Annotated in this window: 24 protein-coding genes and 1 tRNA gene; 10 read left to right on the top strand and 15 right to left on the bottom strand. The window is 45.9% G+C overall.

Features of this window, described 5'->3' with window-relative positions; all coding sequences use genetic code 11:
* Positions 1-340: 340 nt before the first annotated feature.
* A complete protein-coding gene (locus R8O10_RS23080) occupies positions 341-904 on the top strand; it encodes a VC2662 family protein (protein WP_005381507.1) in 564 nt (187 codons plus the stop codon).
* A 100-nt stretch (positions 905-1,004) separates the two neighbouring features.
* Here the strand turns inward: R8O10_RS23080 and R8O10_RS23075 are convergent, their stop codons facing one another.
* Together R8O10_RS23075 and epmB are read right to left on the bottom strand one after the other, a co-directional pair.
* Positions 1,005-1,502, bottom strand: coding sequence for an MgtC/SapB family protein (locus R8O10_RS23075; RefSeq protein WP_005381504.1), 498 nt, complete (start codon positions 1,500-1,502; stop codon positions 1,005-1,007).
* 95 nt (positions 1,503-1,597) lie between these two features.
* Positions 1,598-2,620 carry an EF-P beta-lysylation protein EpmB gene (gene epmB / locus R8O10_RS23070; protein WP_065274938.1) on the bottom strand — a complete coding sequence of 341 codons (1,023 nt, stop codon included), beginning with the start codon at positions 2,618-2,620 and terminating at the stop codon, positions 1,598-1,600.
* Between the two features lie 32 nt (positions 2,621-2,652).
* On the opposite strand from epmB, the gene efp reads away from it, so the two are divergent.
* A complete protein-coding gene (gene efp, locus R8O10_RS23065) occupies positions 2,653-3,219 on the top strand; it encodes an elongation factor P (protein WP_005381500.1) in 567 nt (188 codons plus the stop codon).
* Between the two features lie 266 nt (positions 3,220-3,485).
* Positions 3,486-4,889, top strand: a complete 1,404-nt coding sequence (locus R8O10_RS23060; protein WP_005386397.1) for an SPFH domain-containing protein — start codon at positions 3,486-3,488, stop codon at positions 4,887-4,889.
* Positions 4,890-4,991: 102 nt separating this feature from the next.
* Here R8O10_RS23060 and frdD read toward each other — a convergent pair whose 3' ends face one another.
* Genes frdD through frdA form a run of 4 tightly spaced genes read right to left on the bottom strand, consistent with a single transcriptional unit; the run spans position 4,992 to position 8,324 of the window.
* Complete coding sequence (gene frdD / locus R8O10_RS23055; protein WP_005381493.1) at positions 4,992-5,369, bottom strand: fumarate reductase subunit FrdD; 378 nt, start codon at positions 5,367-5,369, stop codon at positions 4,992-4,994.
* A gap of 11 nt (positions 5,370-5,380) precedes the next feature.
* The gene (gene frdC / locus R8O10_RS23050) at positions 5,381-5,764 is read right to left on the bottom strand and encodes a fumarate reductase subunit FrdC (protein ID WP_005381491.1); all 384 of its coding nucleotides are present in this window, start codon (positions 5,762-5,764) and stop codon (positions 5,381-5,383) included.
* A 2-nt stretch (positions 5,765-5,766) separates the two neighbouring features.
* On the bottom strand, positions 5,767-6,525 hold the full coding sequence (locus tag R8O10_RS23045; protein WP_005381489.1) for a succinate dehydrogenase/fumarate reductase iron-sulfur subunit: 759 nt from the start codon (positions 6,523-6,525) through the stop codon (positions 5,767-5,769).
* Positions 6,525-8,324: a fumarate reductase (quinol) flavoprotein subunit gene (gene frdA / locus R8O10_RS23040; RefSeq protein ID WP_005381487.1), complete on the bottom strand. Its 1,800-nt coding sequence runs from the start codon at positions 8,322-8,324 to the stop codon at positions 6,525-6,527. Before frdA ends, R8O10_RS23045 begins: the two co-directional genes overlap by 1 nt.
* 435 nt (positions 8,325-8,759) lie before the next feature.
* On the opposite strand from frdA, the gene epmA reads away from it, so the two are divergent.
* The 4 genes from epmA to R8O10_RS23020 all read left to right on the top strand — a co-directional run bounded on the left by epmA (position 8,760) and on the right by R8O10_RS23020 (position 11,873).
* Positions 8,760-9,731, top strand: coding sequence for an elongation factor P--(R)-beta-lysine ligase (gene epmA / locus R8O10_RS23035; RefSeq protein WP_005381485.1), 972 nt, complete (start codon positions 8,760-8,762; stop codon positions 9,729-9,731).
* Between the two features lie 9 nt (positions 9,732-9,740).
* Positions 9,741-10,115, top strand: a complete 375-nt coding sequence (locus R8O10_RS23030) for a VanZ family protein (protein WP_005381482.1) — start codon at positions 9,741-9,743, stop codon at positions 10,113-10,115.
* A gap of 21 nt (positions 10,116-10,136) precedes the next feature.
* On the top strand, positions 10,137-10,772 hold the full coding sequence (locus R8O10_RS23025) for a TetR/AcrR family transcriptional regulator (protein ID WP_005381480.1): 636 nt from the start codon (positions 10,137-10,139) through the stop codon (positions 10,770-10,772).
* A 144-nt stretch (positions 10,773-10,916) separates the two neighbouring features.
* Positions 10,917-11,873, top strand: coding sequence for a DHH family phosphoesterase (locus R8O10_RS23020; protein WP_318191755.1), 957 nt, complete (start codon positions 10,917-10,919; stop codon positions 11,871-11,873).
* A 73-nt stretch (positions 11,874-11,946) separates the two neighbouring features.
* Here the strand turns inward: R8O10_RS23020 and R8O10_RS23015 are convergent, their stop codons facing one another.
* From R8O10_RS23015 to R8O10_RS22995, 5 genes are all read right to left on the bottom strand, one after another.
* Positions 11,947-13,092, bottom strand: a complete 1,146-nt coding sequence (locus tag R8O10_RS23015; RefSeq protein ID WP_005381476.1) for a murein hydrolase activator EnvC family protein — start codon at positions 13,090-13,092, stop codon at positions 11,947-11,949.
* Between the two features lie 27 nt (positions 13,093-13,119).
* Positions 13,120-13,941 (bottom strand): serine O-acetyltransferase, encoded by an 822-nt coding sequence (gene cysE, locus R8O10_RS23010; protein WP_005381475.1) that lies wholly within the window; start codon positions 13,939-13,941, stop codon positions 13,120-13,122.
* Positions 13,942-14,019: 78 nt separating this feature from the next.
* The gene (gene gpsA / locus R8O10_RS23005) at positions 14,020-15,057 is read right to left on the bottom strand and encodes an NAD(P)H-dependent glycerol-3-phosphate dehydrogenase (RefSeq protein ID WP_005381474.1); all 1,038 of its coding nucleotides are present in this window, start codon (positions 15,055-15,057) and stop codon (positions 14,020-14,022) included.
* A gap of 205 nt (positions 15,058-15,262) precedes the next feature.
* The gene (secB, locus tag R8O10_RS23000; protein WP_005386410.1) at positions 15,263-15,727 is read right to left on the bottom strand and encodes a protein-export chaperone SecB; all 465 of its coding nucleotides are present in this window, start codon (positions 15,725-15,727) and stop codon (positions 15,263-15,265) included.
* Positions 15,728-15,952: 225 nt separating this feature from the next.
* Positions 15,953-16,387, bottom strand: coding sequence for a rhodanese-like domain-containing protein (locus R8O10_RS22995; RefSeq protein WP_005381472.1), 435 nt, complete (start codon positions 16,385-16,387; stop codon positions 15,953-15,955).
* Positions 16,388-16,934: 547 nt separating this feature from the next.
* Between R8O10_RS22995 and gpmM the strand changes: the two genes are divergently transcribed.
* Positions 16,935-18,467, top strand: a complete 1,533-nt coding sequence (gene gpmM / locus R8O10_RS22990; protein WP_132937284.1) for a 2,3-bisphosphoglycerate-independent phosphoglycerate mutase — start codon at positions 16,935-16,937, stop codon at positions 18,465-18,467.
* 86 nt (positions 18,468-18,553) lie between these two features.
* Here gpmM and R8O10_RS22985 read toward each other — a convergent pair whose 3' ends face one another.
* From R8O10_RS22985 to rsgA, 4 genes are all read right to left on the bottom strand, one after another.
* Entirely contained in the window at positions 18,554-19,441 is an 888-nt protein-coding gene (locus R8O10_RS22985; RefSeq protein WP_318191754.1) for a DMT family transporter, read from the bottom strand.
* 132 nt (positions 19,442-19,573) lie between these two features.
* Positions 19,574-20,989: an SLC13 family permease gene (locus tag R8O10_RS22980; protein ID WP_318191753.1), complete on the bottom strand. Its 1,416-nt coding sequence runs from the start codon at positions 20,987-20,989 to the stop codon at positions 19,574-19,576.
* A 166-nt stretch (positions 20,990-21,155) separates the two neighbouring features.
* A complete protein-coding gene (gene asd, locus R8O10_RS22975) occupies positions 21,156-22,013 on the bottom strand; it encodes an archaetidylserine decarboxylase (protein ID WP_005381465.1) in 858 nt (285 codons plus the stop codon).
* 116 nt (positions 22,014-22,129) lie between these two features.
* Entirely contained in the window at positions 22,130-23,194 is a 1,065-nt protein-coding gene (gene rsgA / locus R8O10_RS22970; RefSeq protein ID WP_318191752.1) for a small ribosomal subunit biogenesis GTPase RsgA, read from the bottom strand.
* Between the two features lie 129 nt (positions 23,195-23,323).
* Between rsgA and orn the strand changes: the two genes are divergently transcribed.
* Together orn and R8O10_RS22960 are read left to right on the top strand one after the other, a co-directional pair.
* Positions 23,324-23,869, top strand: coding sequence for an oligoribonuclease (orn, locus tag R8O10_RS22965; RefSeq protein WP_318191751.1), 546 nt, complete (start codon positions 23,324-23,326; stop codon positions 23,867-23,869).
* A 156-nt stretch (positions 23,870-24,025) separates the two neighbouring features.
* Positions 24,026-24,098, top strand: a tRNA-Gly gene (locus R8O10_RS22960).
* Positions 24,099-24,100: the final 2 nt, after the last annotated feature.

The following is a 24,100-nucleotide window of genomic DNA, read 5'->3' as shown; positions in this document are numbered from 1 at the left end:
AGTTCTTTTAGTTGTTGATTTCATAACACTCTCCAATTTTGGGGGTGGAAAGTGTCAACCTTATTTAGGACGGCACAACCAAACCCTTAAAAGTCGAGGCAGATGCCTCGACTTTTTTATGCGTGTCACCTGAGAAACATGACGTTCTGGTGTGGCTTATCATGAAATTTTTGAGCGTAAAAAGCGCCATTTCAGAAGCAAAAAATCGAAGAGAAATATTTTTTCTTTTGAGTCAGATGGTTAAATCTGACCTATTGCTAACACTTTTTGAACGGGGACAGAGCAAAATCTGAACATTACACTATGTTGTAAATTGTTGCTTCCCATCATGGAGATGAAAATGAAAAAGCTTATGACGTCATTGGCGGTTGCAGCCGCTATCGCATCACCTGTTGCTTTTGCCGACAGTACACCTGTGATGTTCTCTACTATCGATAACACAAACGCACCCTCTAATTCTTCAGTAGGTGGCGTTCGTTTAGCTGTGTTGCATGGGCAGGTAAATGAGGTTAAAGGTGTCGACTTTTCACTGCTTGGTATGTCAGAAACGGATCGTACGACAGGTGTGAACTTCGGTCTGTTTTTTGGCGCAGCAAAAGTAAATCAAGAAATGAAAGGCGCGTCTTTAGGCTTAGTTAACTGGAACCAAGGTCAGACGACGGGTGTTAACTTGGGTGCTGTTAACATTACGAACAACGTAAAAGGCTTGAACTGGAGCGCGGTGAACTATTCTGAAGGCTACACCATGGCGGATGTGGGCTTAGCGAGTATCTCTAAGAAGTCTAATTTCCAGTTTGGTTTCTTCAACATGACCGATCAAATCGATGGCGTGCAAATTGGTCTTTTGAACTGTGCGGATAACGGTTTCTTCAAGTGTTTCCCACTCATCAACTTTGCTAAGTAATCCCTGAGAAAGTCAGAATCTTTATATACAGAAAGCCCTCGATGTTCGTCGAGGGCTCTTTAATTACTGATGAGATGAAGTGAGTTTCTCGGGGCGTTAACTATTTAATTAATCGTGATGAAGTTTTGCGTTGTTGAATTCTTTGATGAACACCGCGGCGTAATGCTTTGATGTGGTTTTCTGCTTTATCCACACCTAACAACACGGTTAATGTCAGGAGAGTAATAACCACCGACTGCGTTAAATAACCCAAACCTATCATCAAACCTAAACCTGCTAGCACCCATATTACAGCCGCGGATGTTACGCCATGGATTTTTCCATCAAGTGTCATCATAACGCCAGCGCCTAAGAAGCCGACGCCAGTAATGATCTGACCAAGCACTCGTGCTTGATCAAGTGTATTTGGCGATAACGACACTGCCATCGACATAAACAGGTAGGTGCCTGAAATAATTAATATTGCTGTGCGAATGCCAACCGGTTTACCACGAGTTTGGCGCTCTATACCGATCATGAGCCCATTAATGGCGCAGCATAGTAGGGCAGGCCAACTGAATGGGCCAAGATCGAAAATTTGTTCGAATGCTGTATGCATCTTGACCTCCAAAAGTGCGGAGTATGCATAGACTTACCGTGCAAAGCGAACAAAAATAATCAATCTAGACGACAAATTTAATTGAGCGTCAGAGCTTACTCTAAATGCAAATCCAACGGCGTTTTACTTGGCCTGCCACCAATTTCTCGTGTGAGTTTTGGTACCAGATAACCCGATACACGCGTGATGAGTCCGCGCATAATAGCTTTCGCTTCTTCGTCCGAAATAAAATAGTGCGCTGCGCCTTGCACCTTATCAAGAACGTGGAGGTAATAAGGCAAGATACCCGCGTCAAATAAGGCCTCACTTAACGCCACTTGAGCTTCTACCGAATCATTCACGCCTTTCAGCAGAACGCCTTGGTTTAGAAGCGTAACGCCCGCTCTTTTGAGCTTGAACATCTGTTCAGCAAATTCGTCATTGATTTCGTTGGCATGGTTGATGTGAGTGACGAGGATGATTTGTAACCTTGATGCTTGCAGCAGTTGGCATAGTTCATCAGTGACTCGAGCTGGAATCACCACAGGTAAACGGCTATGAATACGCAGACGTTTGATGTGAGGAATATGAGCAATGTGCTCTAAAAGCCAATAAATCTCATCGTCTTTTGCCATTAATGGATCACCACCTGAGAAGATGACTTCGTTCAACTCTGGTTGTTGTGCCATGTACTCTAAGCACTTGGTCCAGGCTTGTTTCCCGCTTTTGTTCTCTTGATAAGGGAAGTGACGACGAAAACAGTAACGGCAATTTACCGCGCAGCCACCTTTGACAATCATCAGGGCGCGGTTGCGATACTTGTGTAGCAGGCCAGGGACTTCATTGTCCTGCTCTTCCAATGGATCATTGGAGTAACCCGGATGCACCTCAAATTCGTCGCTCAGTGGTAAAACCTGACGTAAAAGAGGGTCTTTAGGGTTGCCTTTCTCCATCCTATCGACAAAACTTTGCGGTACACGCTGTGCAAACAGCTTGCGCGCGGCAAACCCGTCTTGCCACGGTGAAGGATCAATTTCCAGTATTTCGAGCAATTTTGCAGGATCAGAGATCCCATTCGCCAACTGTTTGAGCCAGTTTTGCTCAACAGATTCGACTTTTCGGGTTATTATGTGCGGCATTGAATTTAGCTCTAAGAATGTAAGAGGAAAAAATGGCTACAGTTAGCACCAATGAATTTAAAGGCGGTCTTAAGTTAATGCTTGATAACGAGCCTTGTGTAATTCTGGAAAACGAATACGTTAAACCAGGTAAAGGCCAAGCGTTCAACCGTGTTAAAATTCGTAAACTTCTTTCTGGTAAAGTGCTAGAGAAAACATTCAAGTCTGGTGACACTTGTGAAGTGGCAGACGTAATGGATATCGACCTAGATTATCTATATTCAGACGGCGAATTCTACCACTTTATGAACAGTGAAACGTTTGAACAGATCGCAGCGGATGCAAAAGCGGTAGGTGAAAACGCTAAGTGGTTGGTAGAAAACAACACTTGTATGATCACTCTTTGGAACGGTAACCCAATTACTGTTACTCCACCAAACTTCGTTGAGCTAGAAGTTGTAGACACAGACCCAGGCCTGAAAGGTGATACTCAAGGTACTGGCGGTAAACCAGCGACGCTATCAACTGGCGCTGTTGTTCGTGTTCCTCTGTTCATCTCAATTGGTGAAGTGATTCGCGTAGATACTCGTACTGCTGAATACGTAGGTCGTGTGAAGTAAGCACTTTATATGATTGTTAGAAAGGTCGCTTCGGCGGCCTTTTTTATTGCCTGTGATTCTTCTCTTTTAATCCCTCTGCGTAAAACATCGATATCCTCCGCAAATTTTTGATGATTTTGTATTATTCGTAAAAATCTTATTTATTCCATGAATCTGTCGATTATTCCTTAATGTAACATTTTGATACATTAGTACTTGTCGCTGAGTTGCATAGCAATCTGATTTTTATCGATTTAACTCAGTAACAATCCAAAAAGGAGAACAAAATGGAAAGCAGAGGTTTAGGAAGGGGTTTAAAGGTGGAAGAAAGACGTCAGTTACTACATAAAGGATTAAAAGCAGCCGTATTTGGCGTACCGCTGTTGGCAATAGGCTTAACGATTAATAGCTCGGTGCTGATGACCGATGCGGGTTACAGCTACGTGCATCAGAATAATATTACTGGTGAGTTGGATGTGTTTACTGAACCTGGCATTCACTTTCGCATGCCATTTCTGTCCAAAATCACCAAGTATGACCAAGTGATCACCGTGTCATTCGGTAACAGCAAGGGCGAAGATTTTTATCAACGCCTTGATGCGATTCAGGTTCGATTTGCCGACACCTATATTGGTCAGATCCCCGTAACATTCCGCTTTAAGCTCAGTAATGACCCTGAAGCGGTGAAGAAGATGCACAAAGAGTTCCGCAACAACAGTAACTTGATCGATGCGCTGCTTGTAAAGAACGCACGTAACGTAACGGTGATTACCGCAACCCAATACACGGGTGAAGAGTTTTTCCAAGGTGGTTTGAACCAATTCAAATCGAAACTTGGCGATCAGTTACGAGAGGGGATTTATCTAACAGAGCGACGTCAGGTTGAAGTGGAAGAGTTGGATCTTGCGCCTGTTGGGGCGAATCAAGCCAATCCGAACCAATTACAGCGCACCAATCAACTGGTTTGGAAAACCGTACCTGTCGTAGACAAAACCGGGCAACCGATTCGTCAAGACAATCCGTTACAACAATACGGTATTCAAGTGACGCAGGTGACCATTGGTGACCCACAGCCCGAAAAGCAATTAGATCAGCTATTGGCAGATAAAAAGCGTTTAGTGGCGGATCGTATTCGCGCGATTCAGGAACAAGAAACGTCGAAAGCACAGGCAGAGACCGAGCAGTTACGCAAAGAGATTCAACGAACACGTGAGGTGCAAGACGCCCAGCGTGGTAAAGAACTCGCAATTATTGCTCAGCAAAAAGAAGTGGAAGTTGCACGTCAGATTGCAGAGCGTGAAATCGTTGAAGTGGAAAAAACCAAACGACTTGCTGAAGTAGAGAAGGAGAAAGAGCTAGCTATCGCAGAGGCTAACTTAGCGATTCAAAAAGCGAACGCACTTTCTGCTGAGTTTGAAGCGAAAGCGATATTAGCGAAAGGTCGCGCAGAATCTGAAGTCCTAAAAGGTAAGTATGCAGCGTTAGGAGCAAACCGTGAAGTTTACTTGGCAGAATTGAATCGAGACGTAGCGAACTCGCTGTACAACAATTTGCAAAACTTCCAAGTTCAGATGCCACAAAATTACATTGGTGGAAGTGACGAAACGGGCTTGAAAACAAACCTAGATGTGATTACTGGCTTTGGTGCTCTGGGTCTTATGGACCAGACAAAGAAGGTCGCACAGCAATAAGATCATGGGTGGTCAAAAGCTTAAAAAGCAAAAAGATCATGGGTAACCCAAAGCAATAAAAAAGCTGGCATTTAGCCAGCTTTTTCTTTTTTGGTCAGTCTCTTAAATCATGAAGATAAAGATAACTGCTAGTGCAGTGATGAGGCCTGCAAATGCATAGCATGCAATTTTACCAATCACACCAGTGTGGAATTTAAGGTCGTGCATGCCGTGGTGTACACGGTGCATTGCATGCCACATTGGCAATGCTAGCGTGCCAATGATGAATAGCGCACCGATGATGCTGGTTGCGAATGCAGAGACACGCTCGTAGCTCATCGCTTCTGCATCAATCACGCCTAGTGGGACCAAGATGCCCAGCACCAATACCGTGATTGGCGTGATCATCGCGAACCAAGTACCACCTGCGCCAAACAGACCCCACCAGATTGGCTCATCAGAACGTTTTGGTGATGTGTTTACACTATAATTCGGTTTCATTGCTCAGCTCCTTACACCACGATGAGAACGATCAGTGAGATGAACGCAACAGCGGCCCACTGAGTCAATACGATGATCTTCTTGTCCACTGGTTTGCCCTTCAAACGAATTGGCATTACTTGTGGCATCATGCTGAAGAAAGTTTGAGCGTGGAATAGGCTACCGAGTAGTGCAACGATGTTGATTGCGACTACGATTGGGTTCGCCATGAACGCTAACCAACCTTGCCATGCTTCAGGACCTTTCACCAAGCAACCTAAACCGAAAGTTAGGAACAGAGTGAATAGGATTAACGGAAGCACCGTCGCTTCACGTAGCATGTAGAAGCGGTAGAAAGGATGGTTCTTCCACCAAGTGCGTTTAACTTCACGAACGTAAGGTTTACGATTGCTCATCCTTATGCCTCCACTTTCTTTGGTGAACCATCAGGTTTCAACATAGCAATCACGAAGTCCATAGAAGACTCCACTTTGCCTTGGTTTACTGCCGCTGCTGGGTCAACGTTTTTCGGACAAACTTCAGAACAGTAACCAACAAACGTACAACCCCAAGCACCGTTTTCACCGTTGATAAGCTTCATGCGCTCATCTTTACCGTTGTCACGGCTGTCTAGGTTGTAGCGGTGGGCTAGCGTTAGTGCAGCAGGACCGATGAACTCTGGGTTAAGACCAAACTGAGGACATGCGGCATAGCACAGACCACAGTTGATACAGCCAGCGAACTGCTTGTATTTCGCCATCTGTTCTGGCGTTTGCAAGTTCGTACCGTCTTCTGGTTTACGATCGTTACCAATGATGTATGGTTTGATTGCTTCTAGGCGCTCGATGAATGGCGTCATATCAACAATCAAGTCTTTCTCGATTGGGAAGTTCGCTAGAGGCTCGATAGTCACACCGTCTGGGTAGTCACGTAGGAAGCTCTTACAAGCAAGTTTCGGTACGTTGTTCACCATGATGCCGCAAGAACCACAGATCGCCATACGGCAAGACCAACGGTAAGACAGATCTTTGTCTAGGTGGTCTTTGATGTAACCAAGTGCGTCAAGTACAGACATGGTTTCATCGAATGGTACTTCGAATGTTTGCTTGTATGGTTCTGCATCTTTTTCTGGGTCGTAACGCAGGATGTCTACTTTTTGAATGCGATTTGCTGACATTATGCTTGCTCCTCTGCGTTCTTCTCTTCAGCCGCGGCTTTTTCTGCTGCTTCACCGTATAGACGAGCTTTTGGTTGTGACTTAGTGATGGTCACATTGCTGTAATCGATACTTGGTGCTGACTCTGGCTTGTAGAAAGCAAGTGAGTGTTTTAGGAAGTTCACGTCATCACGTTCTGTACAACCGTCGTCTAGACGTTGGTGCGCGCCGCGCGACTCTTTGCGTAGAATCGCAGAGTGAACCATCGCTTCTGCGACTTCTAGGCCGTAACCCACTTCGATTGCATATAGAAGGTCTGTGTTGAACACTTTACCTTTGTCTTTGATGCTGATGCGTTTGTAGCGTTCTTTCAACTCAGTGATTTTGTCGATAGTCGCTTGCATCAAATCTTCTTGGCGGTAGATACCACAGCCAGCTTCCATGGTGTGGCCCATTTCTGTGCGGATTTCTGCCCAGTTTTCGTCGCCTTCTTGGTTCATCAGTTTCGCGATGCGCTCTTCAACGGCTTTGACTTGCGCGTCAATTGCCGCGTCGTTCCAACCTTTGAATTCTGCTGCGCGTTTCACTGCGTTTTCACCCGCTACGCGGCCAAATACCACGAACTCAGCCAGTGAGTTAGAACCTAGACGGTTCGCACCGTGAAGGCCAACAGACGCACATTCACCAACCGCGAATAGGCCTTTAATGCGAGTTTCACAACCGCCGTCCGTTTCAATACCACCCATGGTGTAGTGAACGGTTGGACGAATTGGAATTGGCTCTTTTGCAGGGTCCACGTTTACATAAGCTTTTGCTAGCTCACAGATGAACGGCAGACGTTCTTGTAGGTACTCTTCACCAAGGTGGCGAAGGTCTAGGTGCACCACGTCACCCAGTGGGTGTTTGATGGTGTTGCCTTTCTGTTGTTCGTGCCAGAAAGCTTGAGAAACTTTGTCACGAGGACCCAGTTCCATGTATTTGTTCTTCGGTTGGCCAACTGGAGTTTCAGGGCCCATGCCGTAATCTTGTAGGTAACGATAGCCGTTCTTGTTAACGATGATACCGCCTTCACCACGACAACCTTCCGTCATCAGGATACCTGTGCCTGGAAGACCGGTTGGGTGGTATTGAACGAATTCCATATCACGTAGAGGAACGCCGTGACGGTAAGCCATTGCCATACCATCGCCCGTTACGATACCGCCGTTGGTGTTACAGTGGTAAACACGGCCCGCGCCACCTGTTGCTAGAACAACCGATTTTGCTTTGATAGTAACAAGCTCGCCTTCAGACATGTGAATAGCAATCAGACCTTGAACTTCGCCTTCATCAACAAGCAGATCCACCACAAAGTACTCATCAAAACGTTTGATGTTGCTGTACTTCATTGATGTCTGGAATAGCGTATGAAGCATGTGGAAGCCAGTTTTGTCTGCAGCGAACCAAGTACGTTCAACCTTCATACCACCAAAGCGGCGTACGTTGACTTCACCGTTCTCTTTACGACTCCATGGGCAACCCCATTGCTCCATTTGGATCATTTCGCGAGTCGCGTTCTCTACAAAGTATTCAACAACATCCTGTTCACATAGCCAGTCACCACCGCCAACAGTGTCGTTGAAGTGGTTGTCTAAGCTATCTTCATCCTTGATAACTGCTGCTGAGCCACCCTCTGCAGCGACCGTGTGGGAGCGCATTGGATAAACTTTAGAAATCAGAGCGACTTCTAAGTCTGGGTTTGCTTCAGCCGCTGCAATAGCAGTACGAAGACCAGCGCCGCCTGCGCCGATGACTGCGATATCTGTGGTGATAATTTGCACAGTTATCCTCCAGTGTGTGATTGCGGAAATCCGCTTGTTATTGTCATTACGAGGCGCTCCTTAAAAAGAACTCCCCAAAAGTAGTAGGGTTAGTGTAGATGAGCCACATGGCAGAAAAATTGATGTAATTGGGTTTTTGCTTCGGTAATGCACTTAAGGGCATAGAATTTATAGGTTATGTGACTGCTATCACGGCATCGAGGTTTTGGCCCTCAAGCATTAACATTAGGGATGTTAAACCCGTGTTGCGTGACATTAACCGCATGGATAATAGGATTTTAACTGAGTGTTTTTTGTTCTGCGGCACGAGTAATGCTTGCCTCAAATTTGCGAGCACATTAGTAAAAAGAAGAAGGGATATTCCTCTCTTCTTGAAGAGTAAAAAGCATGTAGAATGAGACTTTCCTCGCTGAATTAAAGTTTGAGAGACTTGTTATGCAAACCAACTGGCAACCTACTGCTTCCATTGACCAACTTCGTCAACGTGCGACGTTAATCGCGTCGATTCGACAATTCTTCGCTGACCGACAGGTGATGGAAGTCGATACGCCAGCCATGAGTCACGCAACCGTGACTGACATCCATTTGCATACTTTCCAAACCGAGTTTGTTGGCCCAGGCTATGCCGATGGCAGTAAGCTGTTTTTTATGACCAGCCCAGAATTCCATATGAAGCGCCTTTTGGCTGCGGGCAGCGGTTGTATTTATCAAATCAACAAAGCATTTCGTAATGAAGAGAATGGTCGCTACCACAACCCTGAATTCACGATGTTGGAGTGGTATCGCGTTGGCTTTGACCATCATAAATTGATGGATGAAATGGATGACCTGTTGCAGCTGGTATTGAAGTGTGGCGCAGCGCAGCGCATGACGTATCAGCAAGCCTTCATTGATGTGTTGGGTGTGTGTCCACTGGAAGGCTCGATGACTGAGCTGAAAGCGGCGGCAAGCAAGCTGGGTTTGAGTGACATTGCTGAGCCAGAGGAAGATCGCGATACGTTGCTGCAACTGCTATTTAGCGTGGGAGTAGAAAACAAAATTGGTCAGGACGTGCCGGCTTTTGTGTACGACTTCCCTGCATCACAGGCGGCGCTTGCGAAAATCAATCCTCAAGATCATCGCGTCGCGGATCGTTTTGAAGTGTACTTTAAGGGGATAGAGCTGGCGAACGGATTTCATGAACTGGATAACCCGAAAGAGCAATTAGCGCGCTTTGAGCAAGATAACGCAAAGCGTATCGAAATGGGTTTAAAACCACAGCCGATCGATTATCATCTGATCTCTGCACTGGAAGCAGGGTTGCCAGATTGTGCAGGGGTCGCGTTGGGTATCGATCGTTTGATCATGCTGGCGCTAGGCTGTGACCACATTGATCAAGTGACGGCCTTTCCATTTCCAATTGCATAAGGACGTCCAATGAACCTGACGGCTGCGCGTTTCGTCATCTTTAGCTACGCTATATTGATCGCTTTTTTATCTCTGAGTTCAGGTGAACTGCAAGACTGGGGCAATATCGCGTATCTCGACAAAATGCAGCACGCTATGGCGTATAGCGGCTTTGCGTTTTTAGGTTGCTTTTGCGTGTGGCGTTGGCGTCAACGTTGGGCGGTGGCGATTGGTATTTTGCTATTCAGCGCCGTTATTGAGTGGTTGCAAGGGTATGTAGGGCGACAAACTTCTTGGTTAGACCTTGTCGCCAACTCAACTGGCATCTTAACTGGTCTGTTATGTTACCGTATTTGGAGCCTCTATCGACCTAGGTTGGTGAAGTCGCTATACTCGATTCGTTAATGAAGAGGGAACACGATAACAATGAAAACGCGCGACAAAATCGTCTACGCGGCACTGGAGTTGTTCAACCAACATGGTGAGCGAAACATCACCACCAATCACATTGCCGATCACATCGAAATTAGCCCTGGTAATCTGTATTACCACTTCCGCAATAAGCAAGAAATCGTTCGTGAGATCTTTGCGCTTTATTCAGCAGAACTTTTAGAAAGATTTACCCCTATTCAAGGTTCGCAAGAGAGCCTGACTATGCTGAAGAGCTACCTAGACTCTATTTTTACCTTGATGTGGAAATACCGCTTTTTCTACGCAAACTTACCAGAAATCTTGTCACGAGATGAACAGCTACACGAACAGTACATCGATGTGCAAGAGAAGCTGCAAGCGAACCTCATTGCTATTATGCAAGAGTTCGTAACGATGAAGCTGTTGAATGTCGATCAACAACAGTTGAAGTCACTGGTATGTACATTGCACTTGATTGCGTGTAGTTGGTTGGCGTATCAATCTGCGATGGCTTCAAAAACCAACATTACTGAGCAAATGGTGAAGCAAGGGATGTTGCAGATGCTTAATGTCGTTAAGCCATTAGCAACTGAGCAGGGCTTAGAGCAGCTACTGTTATTAGAAGATGCGGTTAGCAATCTACACAGTTAAACGTCAAACTGCTTAATATTTCGAGAGTCACTCTCATTTTCGAGTCGTGGCTCGAGTTGACTTGTCAAATATGCCACGCACAATAGTCCCATACGCTAAAAACCCTTGCTGGGATAAGATTCTCGATAAAGGAACTATCGCCCCATGAATTACGACATTTTTAATGGTGATGCCGATGGCATCATTGCTCTTCTACAATTGCGTTTGGCTGATCCTGTCGATGCCCAGTTAATAACCGGTGTAAAGCGCGACATCAAGCTGGTGGAAAAAGTAGACGTGCAAGCGGGTGATGAGCTGACTGTGTTAGACATTTCGATGGAAAAGAACATGGCAGGTCTAGAGCAAGCTTTGGCTCAAGGCGCGCACGTCTTTTACGCCGATCATCACAAAGCGGGCGACATTCCTCAGCATGGTAATTTGGATGTGCACATCGATCTCGATGCCAACATGTGCACGGCGTTGATTGTCGATAAGTTGCTTGATGGGCGTTTTCATGACTGGGCGATTACGGCGGCTTATGGCGATAACATGATTGCTAAAGCCGATGAGCTAGCGAATAACGCGGGCTTGTCGCAGCAACAGAAAGAGCAGCTAAAAGAGCTGGGTACTTTAATTAACTACAACGGCTACGGAACGAAGGTCGAAGATTTACACTTTCACCCTGCGGAGCTGTACCGAGCTTTGCTGAAGTACACGTCACCATTTGAAGCTATTGAAGATACGGCCTCGCCATACTACCAATTGCAATCGGCTTACCAACAAGACATGGAGGCGGCTCTCGCAGTGCCTGCCATGCATGAGAGCGGTAAGCTGAAGTTGTTTGAGTTACCAAACACGGCGGCATCACGCCGAATCAGTGGTGTTTATGGCAACTGGCTAGCAAACCAAACCCCTGACTCTGCGCATGCGGTACTTACTGAAAATTCAGATGGGACTTATACGGTTTCACTCCGTGCCCCATTAAACAATAAACAAGGTGCCGTTGCCGTGTGTGGTCAGTTCCCGACAGGTGGGGGGCGAGAGGCGGCGGCAGGAATCAACGCGTTAAGCAAAGATGATGTGCATGCTTTTATTGATGCGGTAGAAACCTACTACGCATAGCGTTTTCCAAAACATGAATACAACAAAGGAGCCGAGTGGCTCCTTTTTTATGACAAGTCAATAAGTCAGATAATCAGCGCTTTAACCAAGATTTCGGATTCTGCGCTTCACTATTACGACGAATTTCGAAGTACAGCGATGGCCTGTCTTGACCGCCCGTATCACCCGCGAGAGCAATCACTTCGCCTGCGGTGACTCGGTCGCCTTCTTTTTTAGTTAAGGCTTGGTTGTAACCATAGAGGGTCATGTCACCTTTGCCGTGGTCGAGCAGTACCACTAAACCGTATCCGCGCAGATACTCCGCAAATACGACAGTACCAGGATAAACGGCTTTCACTTGTTGACCATAGTTGGCAGACAGCACCATGCCCTTCCAGTTTACCTGCCCGGTTTGTCGCGTACCAAAGTTGTGTAACACACTGCCTTTGAGTGGCCAAGGCAACTTACCGCGCTGTTTGCCGAGTCCGTCCATTGGCACCGCATTACGCTTCGCTGCTTTGGCGATCTCTGCTTTTAAACGGGTTTCGTTGCGTTGCAGCTCGGCTAAGTAGCGTTTGTCATTCTTGATACTGCTCTGAATTTTATTCAGGGTTTGCTTACGCTTGGATTGTGTACTCGCTAGCGCTGTACGTTTTTCGGATTGCTGCTTGAGCAGAGTCTCGATTTGCTCTTTTTCTAGCTCGAGTTGGTTTTTGTTGTGCGCTAATTCTTGGGTTATTTTGGTGATCGCATCAATCACTTCAGCACGTGCTTTAGCTAAATGCTGGAAGTATTGGCTCATGCGGTCTTCTTCCACACCTTGATTTAACAAGTGACCATTGGCTTTCGCTCGCTCGGTTACGTAATACGTTTGCAGTAGCTGTTTGAGTTCTTCTTCTTGCTCTTGACGCTGTGCTTCTTGCAAGGCAATTTTCTCTTCCAGGTTTTCTATGTTTTTGTCTGCTTGCGCGAGATTAGACTTGGTTTGTCGTATTTCACGCTCAAGCTTAGAAATTCCAAGCTCTTGATCTTTTAGTGACTTCTGTAACTCATTGAGCTGCTTTTCTTGGGAAGAGAGCGATTTGCGCTGGCGGCTTATCTCACTGGATACGCCTTTGAGCTCTTGCTGACTCACAGCAGAGGAGGTAATGGGATAAGTGGCAGATAAAGCACAAGTTAATAAAATAGCCGAGCGTAGAACAGGGTGATTTTGTTTTCGCACTTGAGAGTTACCTACCACGTTGTTGTCAAAAAGGTTTGTTGACGATTAAATACCATCTCCATGGATAAAGCTTTGCGACTTGCCGTTAAAGCCTTGATCCATATCGAGAGAGGGTTTGTCCGTTTTTGGACGTCCGACGATTTTTGCAGGCACGCCAGCCACCGTTGTGTGAGGAGGCACGGCTTGCAATACCACAGAGCAAGATCCGATTTTCGCGCCTTCACCGACTTCGATATTGCCAAGAATCTTTGCACCAGCTCCGATCATCACACCCTCGCGAATTTTCGGGTGACGATCACCGCATTCTTTACCAGTACCACCAAGGGTGACATCTTGCAGTATAGACACGTCGTTTTCGACCACGGCAGTTTCACCAATCACGATGCCTGTTGCATGGTCGAGCATGATACCACTACCAATGCGCGCTGCAGGGTGAATATCGACCTGACATGCTACCGAAATCTGATTTTGTAGGTAAGTCGCAAGAGCGTGACGACCTTGCTTCCACAGCCAGTTTGCTACTCGGTAGCCTTGCAGTGCGTGATAGCCTTTTAGGTACAGCAATGGCATTGAGTACATTGAAACAGCAGGGTCGCGATTGACCGTGGCACAAATATCACAAGCCGCGCCGTCAGTGATGGTTGGATCAGCTGCAAAGGCTTCTTCAACCACTTCACGTACAGCCATCGCTGGCATGGAAGCGGTGTTCAATTTATTAGCCAGAATATAACTCAGAGCGGCACACAAACTTTCATGCTTGATAATGGTGGCATGATAGAAGCTCGCCAGCATAGGCTCTTGTTCTGACATTTCACGGGCTTCTGAGACAATTTTGTTCCAGACTTTTTGTTTTTCGCAGTGTTTCATTCTCAATATCCAGAGTGGTTCTTCCGTGACCCGACAACTTCAATTTTTCTCAGATGAGCTGCAAAGGGCGGTAGATTGCTACTTTCCTTCGGCTTTTTTGTCACGAGCAAGTAAATCTTGCGCTGCTAAGCGCGCATCTTTTCCTTGATACAATACTTGATAAATTTGATCAACTATCGGCATCTCAACACCCATACGTTGAGAAAGTAGCCATACTTCTTTTGTATTGCGGTAACCCTCAACCACTTGACCAATTTCTTCTTGAGCCGTATCAACGTCTTTACCTTGGCCTAATGCCAAGCCAAAGCGTCGGTTACGTGATTGGTTATCGGTACATGTCAGGACAAGATCGCCTAAACCCGCCATGCCCATAAAGGTTTCTGGCTGTGCACCCAGCGCAGCACCAAGGCGACTCATTTCAGCCAAGCCACGAGTAATTAATGCGGTACGAGCATTGGCGCCAAAACCGATACCATCAGACATACCCGCACCAATCGCAATAACGTTTTTCACAGCGCCGCCCAATTGCATACCAATAAAGTCACTATTGGCGTATACGCGGAAGGTTTTGCTACAGTGGATTTTTTCTTGTAGATCCGCAACAAATTCAGAATCTGGAGACGCAACAGAGATTGCAGTCGGCATACCCATTGCGAGCTCTTTCGCAAACGTTGGGCCAGACAATACTGCTAGTGAGTAGTTTTCACCGATAATGTCATAAGCGACGTCTTTCAGCAGGCGCCCCGTTTCAGGTTCAAGCCCTTTGGTTGCCCAACAGATGCGAGAGTCTTCGCGCAAGAATGGTTTACAGCTGTTTAGCACGATGCCAAAGACATGGCTTGGAACCACAACCAACAAATCTCGGCTTGCTTGAACGGCTTTTTCTAAATCCGATTCAATGATCAAGCTTTCAGGGAAATCAACACCTGGTAAGAAGGCATGGTTAGCTCGGTCTGCTTCTAGGCGAGCCATGTGCTCTGGCTCGTGTCCCCAAAGGACAACGTTCGCGCCGTTACGAGCGAGTGAGATTGCCAAAGAGGTGCCGTATGAGCCTGCGCCAATCACAGTCATTGCGATGTCTTTACCGTAAGCATTGTTTGTATTTGCTTGTGTCATGCTACCGCCTAATTGTCTTTCTACTAGTAGAATCTAGTTCATAATCGCTAGAGTTTACGCTCTCAAGGGGTTAGGAACTAGGAACTTTTATCAGAAATAAAAAATGCACATTGCATCGCTGAGAGGACGCTTTGTGCATTTTCTTCAGGTATATGACGTGTGCTCATTCTCGATGAAGGGCAACACGTCACTTACAAAACGTGAATTACGCTTCAGCTTCGCCTTGTTGAGCTTGCTGTTGTAGGTAGTTCATGAATAGCGCGTCGAAGTTAACTGGCGCTAGGTTCAGTTGAGGGAACGTACCTTTAACCACTAGGCTTGAGATAGTTTCACGAGCGTATGGGAATAGGATGTTCGGGCAGAATGCGCCTAGGCAATGTGCAAGTTGACCAGCTTCCATTTGTTCAGCAGTGAAGATACCACCTTGTTGAACTTCACATAGGAACGCAGTCTCTTCTTCGTTCTTCACAGTAACGGTTAGACGTAGAACAACTTCGTAAACGCCTTCACCAAGCTCACGGCTTTGAGTGTCTAGGTCTAGTTTAACGTCTGGGTTCCACTCTTTCTGGAAAATTACTGGAGAGTTCGGCGCTTCAAAAGAAACGTCTTTTAGGAAGATGCGTTGAATTGCGAAGTTTTGTTGTGCGTCTTGAGGTGCTGCTTCAGCCATTTTTTAATCCTTAAATCAATATTTGTTGAGCCTAGAAACGTCTAAGCTCAGAAAACTGGTATGTCCTGAGACTAACTGAGCCAATCTACCTTGACTAGATGAAGCGTGTATTACGTGCAAAGCGTCACAACTTAGTGCTCCAACTGCTTTCAATTTGCTCAGTTTTTTGTCCGCGAGGCTTGGTAAAAGCGCGTTTAAACGCGAACTTTCGTTCTTGCCACGTTCCTACTTTTTACCGCGAACTAACGGCAGGTTCGCTTCGTTCCACGCAATCAAACCATTTTTTAGTAGGCTCACTTTTTCGAAGCCAGCTTTTACTAATAGGTTTGCGCTTTCTTGAGCGGTCTGTCCTGTCTTGCATACCACAATGATTGGGTCTGATTTGTGGTTTTCAAGGCTACCCAAGTTACCCGCTTTGATGTCTGACGGTAAAATGTGAAGTGAGTCGGTGATATGACCTTTTTTGAACTCGTCCTTGGTACGGATATCCACTACAACGCCGTTTTCACGGTTCATAAGATGAGTCAGTTGGTTTACGTTGATTTCTTTGTATGCGGCTGTCGCTGACTTCACGATGTTCATGATAAAGGCGACAAGAAGACCTACCCAAACCAAAGATAGAATCATGTTCTGTTGGAAAAATTCAATGTACTCTTGCATGTCTTGAGCTCTTACGCTGTTGGCGGAAAAATAAAGCAGGAGTATAGCGAGGTTACGGCTCTTAGGCGAGAGGGTTAAAATTTTCTAACGAATAATTGAGATCTCTATAAACCCGTTATGCCCTTACTATCCGTACATTTTGCTCTGGTAGCTTGATTGCTTTTGCCTATTGGACTTATCGGTTTAAGTGACTTCTGTTTTACTGAGAAAAGAGAACAATAGGTATTAACCCATCTTGTTTGATGTTGCTTTAAATTAGCGCTGTTTCAAGTGCAAAAATAAGAATGAGAAGCGTAAGAAAACCGAACTTAGACTGGGGTGTACAAAGCGTATTAGAAATGACTATGCTTGTGGAACACGATTGTCGGCACTGACTCGTTGTTCGCTTAACTTGTAAGATAGCAACAATAAATCGCAAACATTATTTGATCTTAACCTACAGTTTTGGTTAAAAAGTGTAGTAAAATTACGCTAGTTTTGTTTCAAGGTTAGATAGGGCAGCGAAGCCCTACGCCAAAAGTTACTTAAATTTGATGAGGTCATCACTATGTCAGCTAAGAAGCCATTGGCTCTAGTTATCCTTGACGGTTACGGTTACCGTGAAGACACAGCAAGTAACGCAATTGCGAATGCGAAAACACCAGTAATGGATGCTCTGATTGCGAATAACCCACACACATTAATCTCTGCTTCAGGCATGGATGTTGGCCTTCCTGATGGTCAAATGGGTAACTCTGAAGTTGGTCACACTAACATTGGTGCAGGCCGCGTTGTATACCAAGACCTGACTCGTATCACTAAATCAATTGCTGATGGTGAGTTCGAACAAACGCCTGCGCTAGTTGAAGCTATCGACTCTGCAGTAAAAGCTGAGAAAGCAGTACACATCATGGGCCTGATGTCTCCAGGCGGTGTTCACTCTCACGAAGACCACATTTACGCAGCAGTTGAAATGGCAGCGGCGCGTGGCGCAGAGAAAATCTACCTACACTGCTTCCTAGACGGCCGTGACACACCACCACGTAGTGCTGAAAACTCACTACAACGTTTCCAAGACCTATTTGCGAAACTAGGTAAAGGCCGCGTTGCTTCTCTAGTAGGTCGTTACTACGCAATGGACCGTGACAACAACTGGGATCGCGTCCAAGTTGCTTACGACCTTCTAACTCAAGCTAAAGCTGAATTCACAGCCGAAACGGCAGTTGCAGGCCTAGAAGCGGCTTACGCTCGTGAAGAAAACGACGAATTCGTTAAAGCAACAGCGATCAAAGCGGAAGGTCAAGAAGACGCAATCATGCAAGATGGTGATGCGGTTATCTTCATGAACTACCGTGCTGACCGTGCACGTCAAATCACTCGTGCATTCGTTCCTGCATTTGACGGCTTTGAGCGTGCAGCATTCCCAGCAATTAACTTTGTGATGCTGACTCAATACGCGGCTGATATCCCTCTAGCTATCGCATTCCCACCTGCGTCTCTAGAAAACACTTACGGTGAGTGGCTATCTAAACAAGGTCAAACTCAGCTACGTATCTCTGAAACAGAGAAATACGCACACGTGACTTTCTTCTTCAACGGTGGTGTTGAGAACGAATTCGAAGGCGAAGAGCGTCAATTGGTTGCTTCTCCAAAAGTTGCAACGTACGACATGCAGCCTGAAATGAGCTCTCCAGAACTAACAGAGAAGATGGTTGCGGCTATCAAGTCTGGTAAGTTCGATACCATCATCTGTAACTACCCGAATGCAGATATGGTTGGTCACACTGGCGTTTATGAAGCGGCTGAGAAAGCAATCGAAGCTCTAGATGAAAGTGTGGGTAAAGTGGTTGAAGCAATCAAAGAAGTTGGCGGTCAACTATTGATCACTGCGGACCACGGTAACGCAGAAATGATGATCGACCCTGAAACTGGCGGCATCCACACTGCTCACACTAACCTACCAGTGCCTCTAATCTATGTAGGTGACAAAGCGGTTGAATTCAAAGAAGGCGGTAAACTGTCTGACCTTGCACCAACCATGCTTTCTCTAGCTGGTCTAGAAATCCCAGCAGAAATGACGGGTGAAGTATTAGTTAAATAAATAATTAACTAACGGCTCCGAATGACAAAAGCCCGAGTTTAAACTCGGGCTTTTTTGTATCTGGCAATAAGGGCTGGTCTGTAAGGTTACTGAACCAAAATGCCCGCACCAATCACAGCTAGGGCTGCGCCCAACCATGCAAATCGGTTTGGTCGGCGTTTAGTGTAAATCCAGAGCAGTGGTAGCAACATAATTGGCGTGGTTGAAGATAGAAGTGCAACCATACCTACATTTCCTTCTTGCAGTGCGTATAAGATTAGCGTCATGCCGACGGCCATCGCCAAGAAACCATTAAGCGCAGTAATACCAAATATGCGCCAAGTAATGTGTTGCGTCGAGCGAGCGACTTTGACTCCTAGAATTAACAACATGCTGTGGGCGAAAAAGGCACTGATCATTCGAATAGCAGAAGCCGCAACTGGGTCAATACTGGTTTGCATTACTGGCTTGGCGATGATGCCGCCCAATGCTTGGCACATTGCTGCGGTTAAGCCAAGTCCAATACCCACCCAGATGTTACCTTTAATGTCTTCCAAGACGTTATTCACTTGACCTCTTCGGCCAAAGAATATCGCCATCACCACGCCGCTAAATACCAATGATGCGCCCAGTAGTTCTATTGTGGCCATGACTTCGCTAAATAAGAAGTAGCCCAAGATGGCAGAGAACACGGCGTGGCAAGAGAAGAGTAACCCGGCTTGTCTTGGCCCCATACGATTCAAACACGCGAATAGAGCGGTATCACCAATAAAAATACCAATCAGTCCTGAGGCCATCATTGGCGTTACATGTTCCCAAGAAACCGTTAACCAGCCGCCAGTTATCCAGGCCATTGTTGATAAGATCACGGCTGTGCAGCCCATACGCCAGCGGCTGTAAGAAAATGCGCCTAGGTGTTGTGCAGGAATGACCGAAATTAGGCTAGAAACTGCCCACAGAAAAGCGGCGCATAAAGCAAGCCATTCGTAACCCATGATGTGTCGACGTCCTTGTAGAGTAGAGGAGTCTTAATATGCACGAAATTTATGGGATGTAAAAGCCGCTCTGTAAGGGCAGTAGCTGGAGAGCAGCTCCATGACAACACGCTTTTTCATGGAGCTCTTCGATTAAAACAGTACCAAAACTGCGCCATACACGATAAGTAGACCAATCAAACCAAGAATCAGCCCCACTTTCGCCATGTCTTTGCTCTCGATGAGGCCTGTTGAATAAGCCAAAGAGTTTGGTGGTGTGGAAACCGGTAAGATCATGCCAAGTGATGCGGAGAAGGCGACGACAACCAGTAAACCATGTAGGCCACCAACCGCAATAAGGCTTGGCATGGATGTACCAATAGCGGCAGCAATAGGCATCAATAAGTTTGCCGTTGCGGTATTAGACATAAAGTTCGCCATTAACCAACATACGATCGATAGGGCAAAGACAACGGCAAATGGTGATAGTAAGCTGTAATCAATGGCGTGCGCTAATGCTTCGGCTAAGCCCGTTTTGTCTAAGGCAATGCCAATTGCTATACCACCGGCAACCAGCCATAAAACATCCCAGTTAATCAGCTTGAGTTCTTCTTTGCCCATAATGCCCGTTAAGGTGAACACTGCTAGTGGGATAATCGCGACAACGTATGTATTCATGCCATGCACTTTCGTTGTCATCCAAAGCAAAATGGTTAGTGCAAAAGTGATGTAGACGACGATCGCACGCCAGCTCCTTTTGAATGTACCATCTAGCTTTAGTTTCATTTCTGGTTCGCTAGACGGAAACAGCTTTTGCAACAAGAACCAAGCTACAGTGAGTTGTACCAACACAAATGGTAGACCCATTGTCATCCACGATAGGAAGTCTATCGCGTTTTCTCCAGTGAGATATTGAAGCGCTATCGCATTAGGTGGCGTGCCTATCGGAGTCGCAATGCCGCCTGTATTCGCGGCAATTGGAATACACAACACCAGTGCTTTAATGCCTAAATCCCCTTTAGGTGCTGAAGCGACGATGGGGCCAAGCAGGGCTAGCATCATCACGGTCGTGGCAGTATTGGACATAAACATTGAAAAAACGGCGGTAATTAACATCAAGCCCAGCATGATGAACTTAGGTTGGGTGCCGAATGGTTTTAATAGAACTCGGGCGAGGTTGTTGTCGAGCTCGTATTTGGAAGCCGCAATCGCAAGAGCAAAACCACCCATAAAAAGAATAATGATCGGTGAAGAGAAGGCCGAGAAAATATCGGTGTAAGCAATTAACTCTCCTAAATCATGCCCCGCTGGTGGATTGCGAAATAGATGCAAACCTTTATCCGATATCATGATCAGTTCAAGAGCGATAATAAGAATGGACGTAGCAAAAACGGGAACCGGCTCGAGAACCCAAAGTAGGGCAGCAAGAAGAAAAATAGCCAACAGGCGATGCTGAATTAAAGTGAGATCGTCAATAGGAATAGCATCAATCGGCATCATCAAAACACCGAGCGGAATTAAAAAGCACACCAGCAATTTCGCCAACGTGTTTACACTCATCTTTGGCATTGGCTGCCCCTCTAAATATTCATTCTAAGCGCAGGATAATTGATTGTGGAATGAGGGTCTTAGAGGCAGGTATGAGTTTGAGAAATAGAGGCTAAATTTCGAACGGAGTTTTGCTTTTTATCAATAAAAAGAGCCCTTAATAAAGGGCTCTTTAACGGTGTTTTACTTATTTTTTCAAGGCGTAAGGTGTGCCCATAACGGTTGGCTTACCGTTTTCCATGCTTGCGTCAAACTCAATCGCGTCTTTGGCAAACAGGTTAATAACAGTAGAACCCAGTTTGAAGCGGCCCATCTCTTCGCCTTTTTTCAAGATCACGGCCTTGTCACCCTCTGCTGGGTAATCCCATTTGTAGACAGTGTTTCCACGAGGCGGAGTGATCGTGCCAGCCCATACTTGCTCAATGCTACCAACAATTGTCGCACCAACAAGCACCTGTGCCATTGGACCAAACTCAGTATCGAAGATACACACCACACGCTCGTTACGAGCAAATAGGTTCGGTACGTTTTCTGCTGTCAGAGGGTTTACTGAGAACAGGTCACCTGGTACGTAAATCATTTGGCGCAGAGTGCCGTCACATGGCATGTGTACACGGTGGTAATCGCGCGGAGATAGATACAATGTGGCAAAAGAACCATCTTTAAATTCGTCCGCTAAATTCGCGTCACCGCCCAGCAATTCTTGTGCTGAGAAGTGATGACCTTTTGCTTGGATAAGTTGACCATCTTCAATAGGGCCAAACTGGCTAACACAAGCGTCGGCTGGATGAGTAATGACGTTTTCGCCTTCAGAAATTGGGCGTGCGCCTTCTTTTAGCTCACGAACGAAAAACTCGTTGAACGTTTTAAAATGCTTAGGATCTGAGTGCTTTGCCTCATCCATATTCACATTGTATTGTTTGATAAACCAACGAATAACTGCTGTTGTTAGACCGCCAGCTTTTGCTGAAGCCAGTTTACCCATTAGGCGAGTGAGGCCGTGTTGTGGGATCCAGTACTGCAGTCCAACTTTAAACTTGTCCATCTTTAATTCCGATACTTCTGTTAGATTCGCGCTTTAGGGCGCGTGATGTTACTGAAATTTAATTTGCTTGTCAGTATTAGGTGAAGACTTTTTACACAGTTACAGCCTTAACTCAATTACAGATCGGCTTTTTTATTACGTGAATACTGACGATTTGCTTTGTTTTCAACCATGCTTTCCAAAATGCGATGATAGTTTTCAAAGCGAGTTTCGTTAATTTCCCCGTTCTCGACAGCTTCGCGTAGAAGGCAGCCTGGGTCATCATTGTGTTTACAATCTCGGAACTTGCAACCGCCTAAATATGGTCGAAATTCAACGAATGCTTTTGTTACTTCTTCTGCTTCCAAATGCCAAAGACCAAATTCACGTACTCCAGGTGAGTCGATCAAATCTCCACCCGTTGGAATGTGGTATAAACGTGCAGCCGTCGTGGTGTGTTGGCCCAAGCCAGAGTTCTCAGAGACTTCGCCTTCTTCCACTTCGCTCTCTAGTTCCGGCATTAACGCGTTGACTAAGCTGGATTTCCCTACGCCTGATTGACCAACAAAGATATTAATTCGATCACGTAGTAGGGTTTCTAGTTCAGCAATGCCTTCTCCAGACTTCTTGCTGACCAGAAGCACTTTATAGCCAATACGTTCATATTCTTTGAGCCATTCTTCATACATTGCACGGTCATCGGCTTCTAGAAGGTCGACCTTATTTAAGACCAACAATGGCGCAATATTCAGTGTTTCTGATGCAACGAGATAGCGGTCAATAATATTTAGCGATAGCTCTGGTAATACCGAAGAGACAATGACCATTTGATCAATATTGGCTGCAACGGGTTTTAGGCCATCGTAATAATCTGGACGAGTGAGCACTGAAGAGCGAGGTTCTACCGCTTCAACAACACCAGAGATGCCCGCCATAGACTCCAATCCTTCGCGCCATAAAACACGATCGCCAGATACTAGAGACTCAACACCACGGCGGAGGTTACAGCGTTGAATTTCGCCTGTTTCAAGGTCTTCAATGTCCGCGTGCTGACCAAAACGAGTGATCACGAGACCTTGCTTGCTGGCGCCTAGCATGTTTTCATCCCACTGGATGGACTCTTCTTGCTTCTTCAAACGCTTTTGTTGGTTGCTACGTACGCGTCGCACCTGACCTTTGGTTAACTTTTTCTTCTTTGCCACAATTCTGTACTTTATGTGAATTTACTCAAATGGTTGAGCCGTACTCTTGGCTCCGTGTATGAGTATCGTGTTTCTCGTATTTTGAGGTATAGTACCTCTTTTATCGATAAACAAATAGGCGGCGTAACCATGTCCTTTAGCGATCAAAACCTAATTTGGGTTGATTTAGAGATGACAGGGCTTGATCCTGAAACGCACAAAATCATCGAAATTGCTTCTATTGTCACGGATAGCGAACTAAATATTTTGGCTGAAGGTCCAGTGTTAGCGATTCATCAGCCGGAAGAAGAACTGGCGAAAATGGACGACTGGTGTACTAATACGCATACGGCAAGCGGTTTGGTGGAGCGCGTTCGAAACAGTCAAATCTCAGAACAAGACGCAGTCGCACAAACCATTGAATTTTTAGAAAAATGGGTGCCAAAAGGGGCGTCGCCAATATGTGGTAACAGCATTGGGCAGGATCGTCGCTTTTTATACAAGCATATGCCTGAGTTGGAAGAGTTCTTCCATTACCGATATGTTGACGTTAGTACTCTTAAAGAACTAGCACGTCGCTGGAAACCTGAGGTGCTAAATGGGTTCACAAAACAGGGAACACATTTGGCCTTGGACGACATTCGTGAGTCCATCGCAGAACTTAAGTACTATCGAGGTACTATTTTCAAGATTTAACTGTTAAGGTTGCGATCCAAATTGTTGTAATTTATATCGCTTTTGATTGCTTTTTCGTCGTTCAGTAAAAAAATAAAGTTTTTTTGAAGGAAGGACTTGCATCACAAAAAAATGCTCTTATAATTCGCAGCCCTAAACAGCGGAAACGTTGTTGATGCGACACTAGCTCAGTTGGTAGAGCGCAACCTTGCCAAGGTTGAGGTCACGAGTTCGAACCTCGTGTGTCGCTCC

The sequence above is a fragment of the Vibrio sp. 1727 genome, from assembly GCF_033344415.1.
GTDB classification, from domain to species: Bacteria; Pseudomonadota; Gammaproteobacteria; order Enterobacterales; family Vibrionaceae; genus Vibrio; species Vibrio alginolyticus.
This window is presented reverse-complemented; position numbering and strand designations above follow the sequence as displayed.

Bases quoted from the DNA above. Each gene is read 5' to 3' on its own strand.
- frdD (WP_005381493.1), bottom strand. From the start codon at position 5,369: ATGAAACCGAATTATAGTGTAAACACATCACCAAAACGTTCTGATGAG.
- gpmM (WP_132937284.1), top strand. From the start codon at position 16,935: ATGTCAGCTAAGAAGCCATTGGCTCTAGTTATCCTTGACGGTTACGGT.
- gpsA (WP_005381474.1), bottom strand. From the start codon at position 15,057: ATGACACAAGCAAATACAAACAATGCTTACGGTAAAGACATCGCAATG.
- R8O10_RS22995 (WP_005381472.1), bottom strand. From the start codon at position 16,387: ATGCAAGAGTACATTGAATTTTTCCAACAGAACATGATTCTATCTTTG.
- epmB (WP_065274938.1), bottom strand. From the start codon at position 2,620: ATGCCGCACATAATAACCCGAAAAGTCGAATCTGTTGAGCAAAACTGG.
- R8O10_RS23080 (WP_005381507.1), top strand. From the start codon at position 341: ATGAAAAAGCTTATGACGTCATTGGCGGTTGCAGCCGCTATCGCATCA.
- frdC (WP_005381491.1), bottom strand. From the start codon at position 5,764: ATGAGCAATCGTAAACCTTACGTTCGTGAAGTTAAACGCACTTGGTGG.
- R8O10_RS23030 (WP_005381482.1), top strand. From the start codon at position 9,741: ATGAACCTGACGGCTGCGCGTTTCGTCATCTTTAGCTACGCTATATTG.
- R8O10_RS23020 (WP_318191755.1), top strand. From the start codon at position 10,917: ATGAATTACGACATTTTTAATGGTGATGCCGATGGCATCATTGCTCTT.
- asd (WP_005381465.1), bottom strand. From the start codon at position 22,013: ATGGACAAGTTTAAAGTTGGACTGCAGTACTGGATCCCACAACACGGC.
- orn (WP_318191751.1), top strand. From the start codon at position 23,324: ATGTCCTTTAGCGATCAAAACCTAATTTGGGTTGATTTAGAGATGACA.
- epmA (WP_005381485.1), top strand. From the start codon at position 8,760: ATGCAAACCAACTGGCAACCTACTGCTTCCATTGACCAACTTCGTCAA.
- R8O10_RS23060 (WP_005386397.1), top strand. From the start codon at position 3,486: ATGGAAAGCAGAGGTTTAGGAAGGGGTTTAAAGGTGGAAGAAAGACGT.
- efp (WP_005381500.1), top strand. From the start codon at position 2,653: ATGGCTACAGTTAGCACCAATGAATTTAAAGGCGGTCTTAAGTTAATG.
- R8O10_RS23025 (WP_005381480.1), top strand. From the start codon at position 10,137: ATGAAAACGCGCGACAAAATCGTCTACGCGGCACTGGAGTTGTTCAAC.
- R8O10_RS22985 (WP_318191754.1), bottom strand. From the start codon at position 19,441: ATGGGTTACGAATGGCTTGCTTTATGCGCCGCTTTTCTGTGGGCAGTT.
- R8O10_RS23045 (WP_005381489.1), bottom strand. From the start codon at position 6,525: ATGTCAGCAAATCGCATTCAAAAAGTAGACATCCTGCGTTACGACCCA.
- cysE (WP_005381475.1), bottom strand. From the start codon at position 13,941: ATGAAACACTGCGAAAAACAAAAAGTCTGGAACAAAATTGTCTCAGAA.
- secB (WP_005386410.1), bottom strand. From the start codon at position 15,727: ATGGCTGAAGCAGCACCTCAAGACGCACAACAAAACTTCGCAATTCAA.
- R8O10_RS23075 (WP_005381504.1), bottom strand. From the start codon at position 1,502: ATGCATACAGCATTCGAACAAATTTTCGATCTTGGCCCATTCAGTTGG.
- R8O10_RS22980 (WP_318191753.1), bottom strand. From the start codon at position 20,989: ATGCCAAAGATGAGTGTAAACACGTTGGCGAAATTGCTGGTGTGCTTT.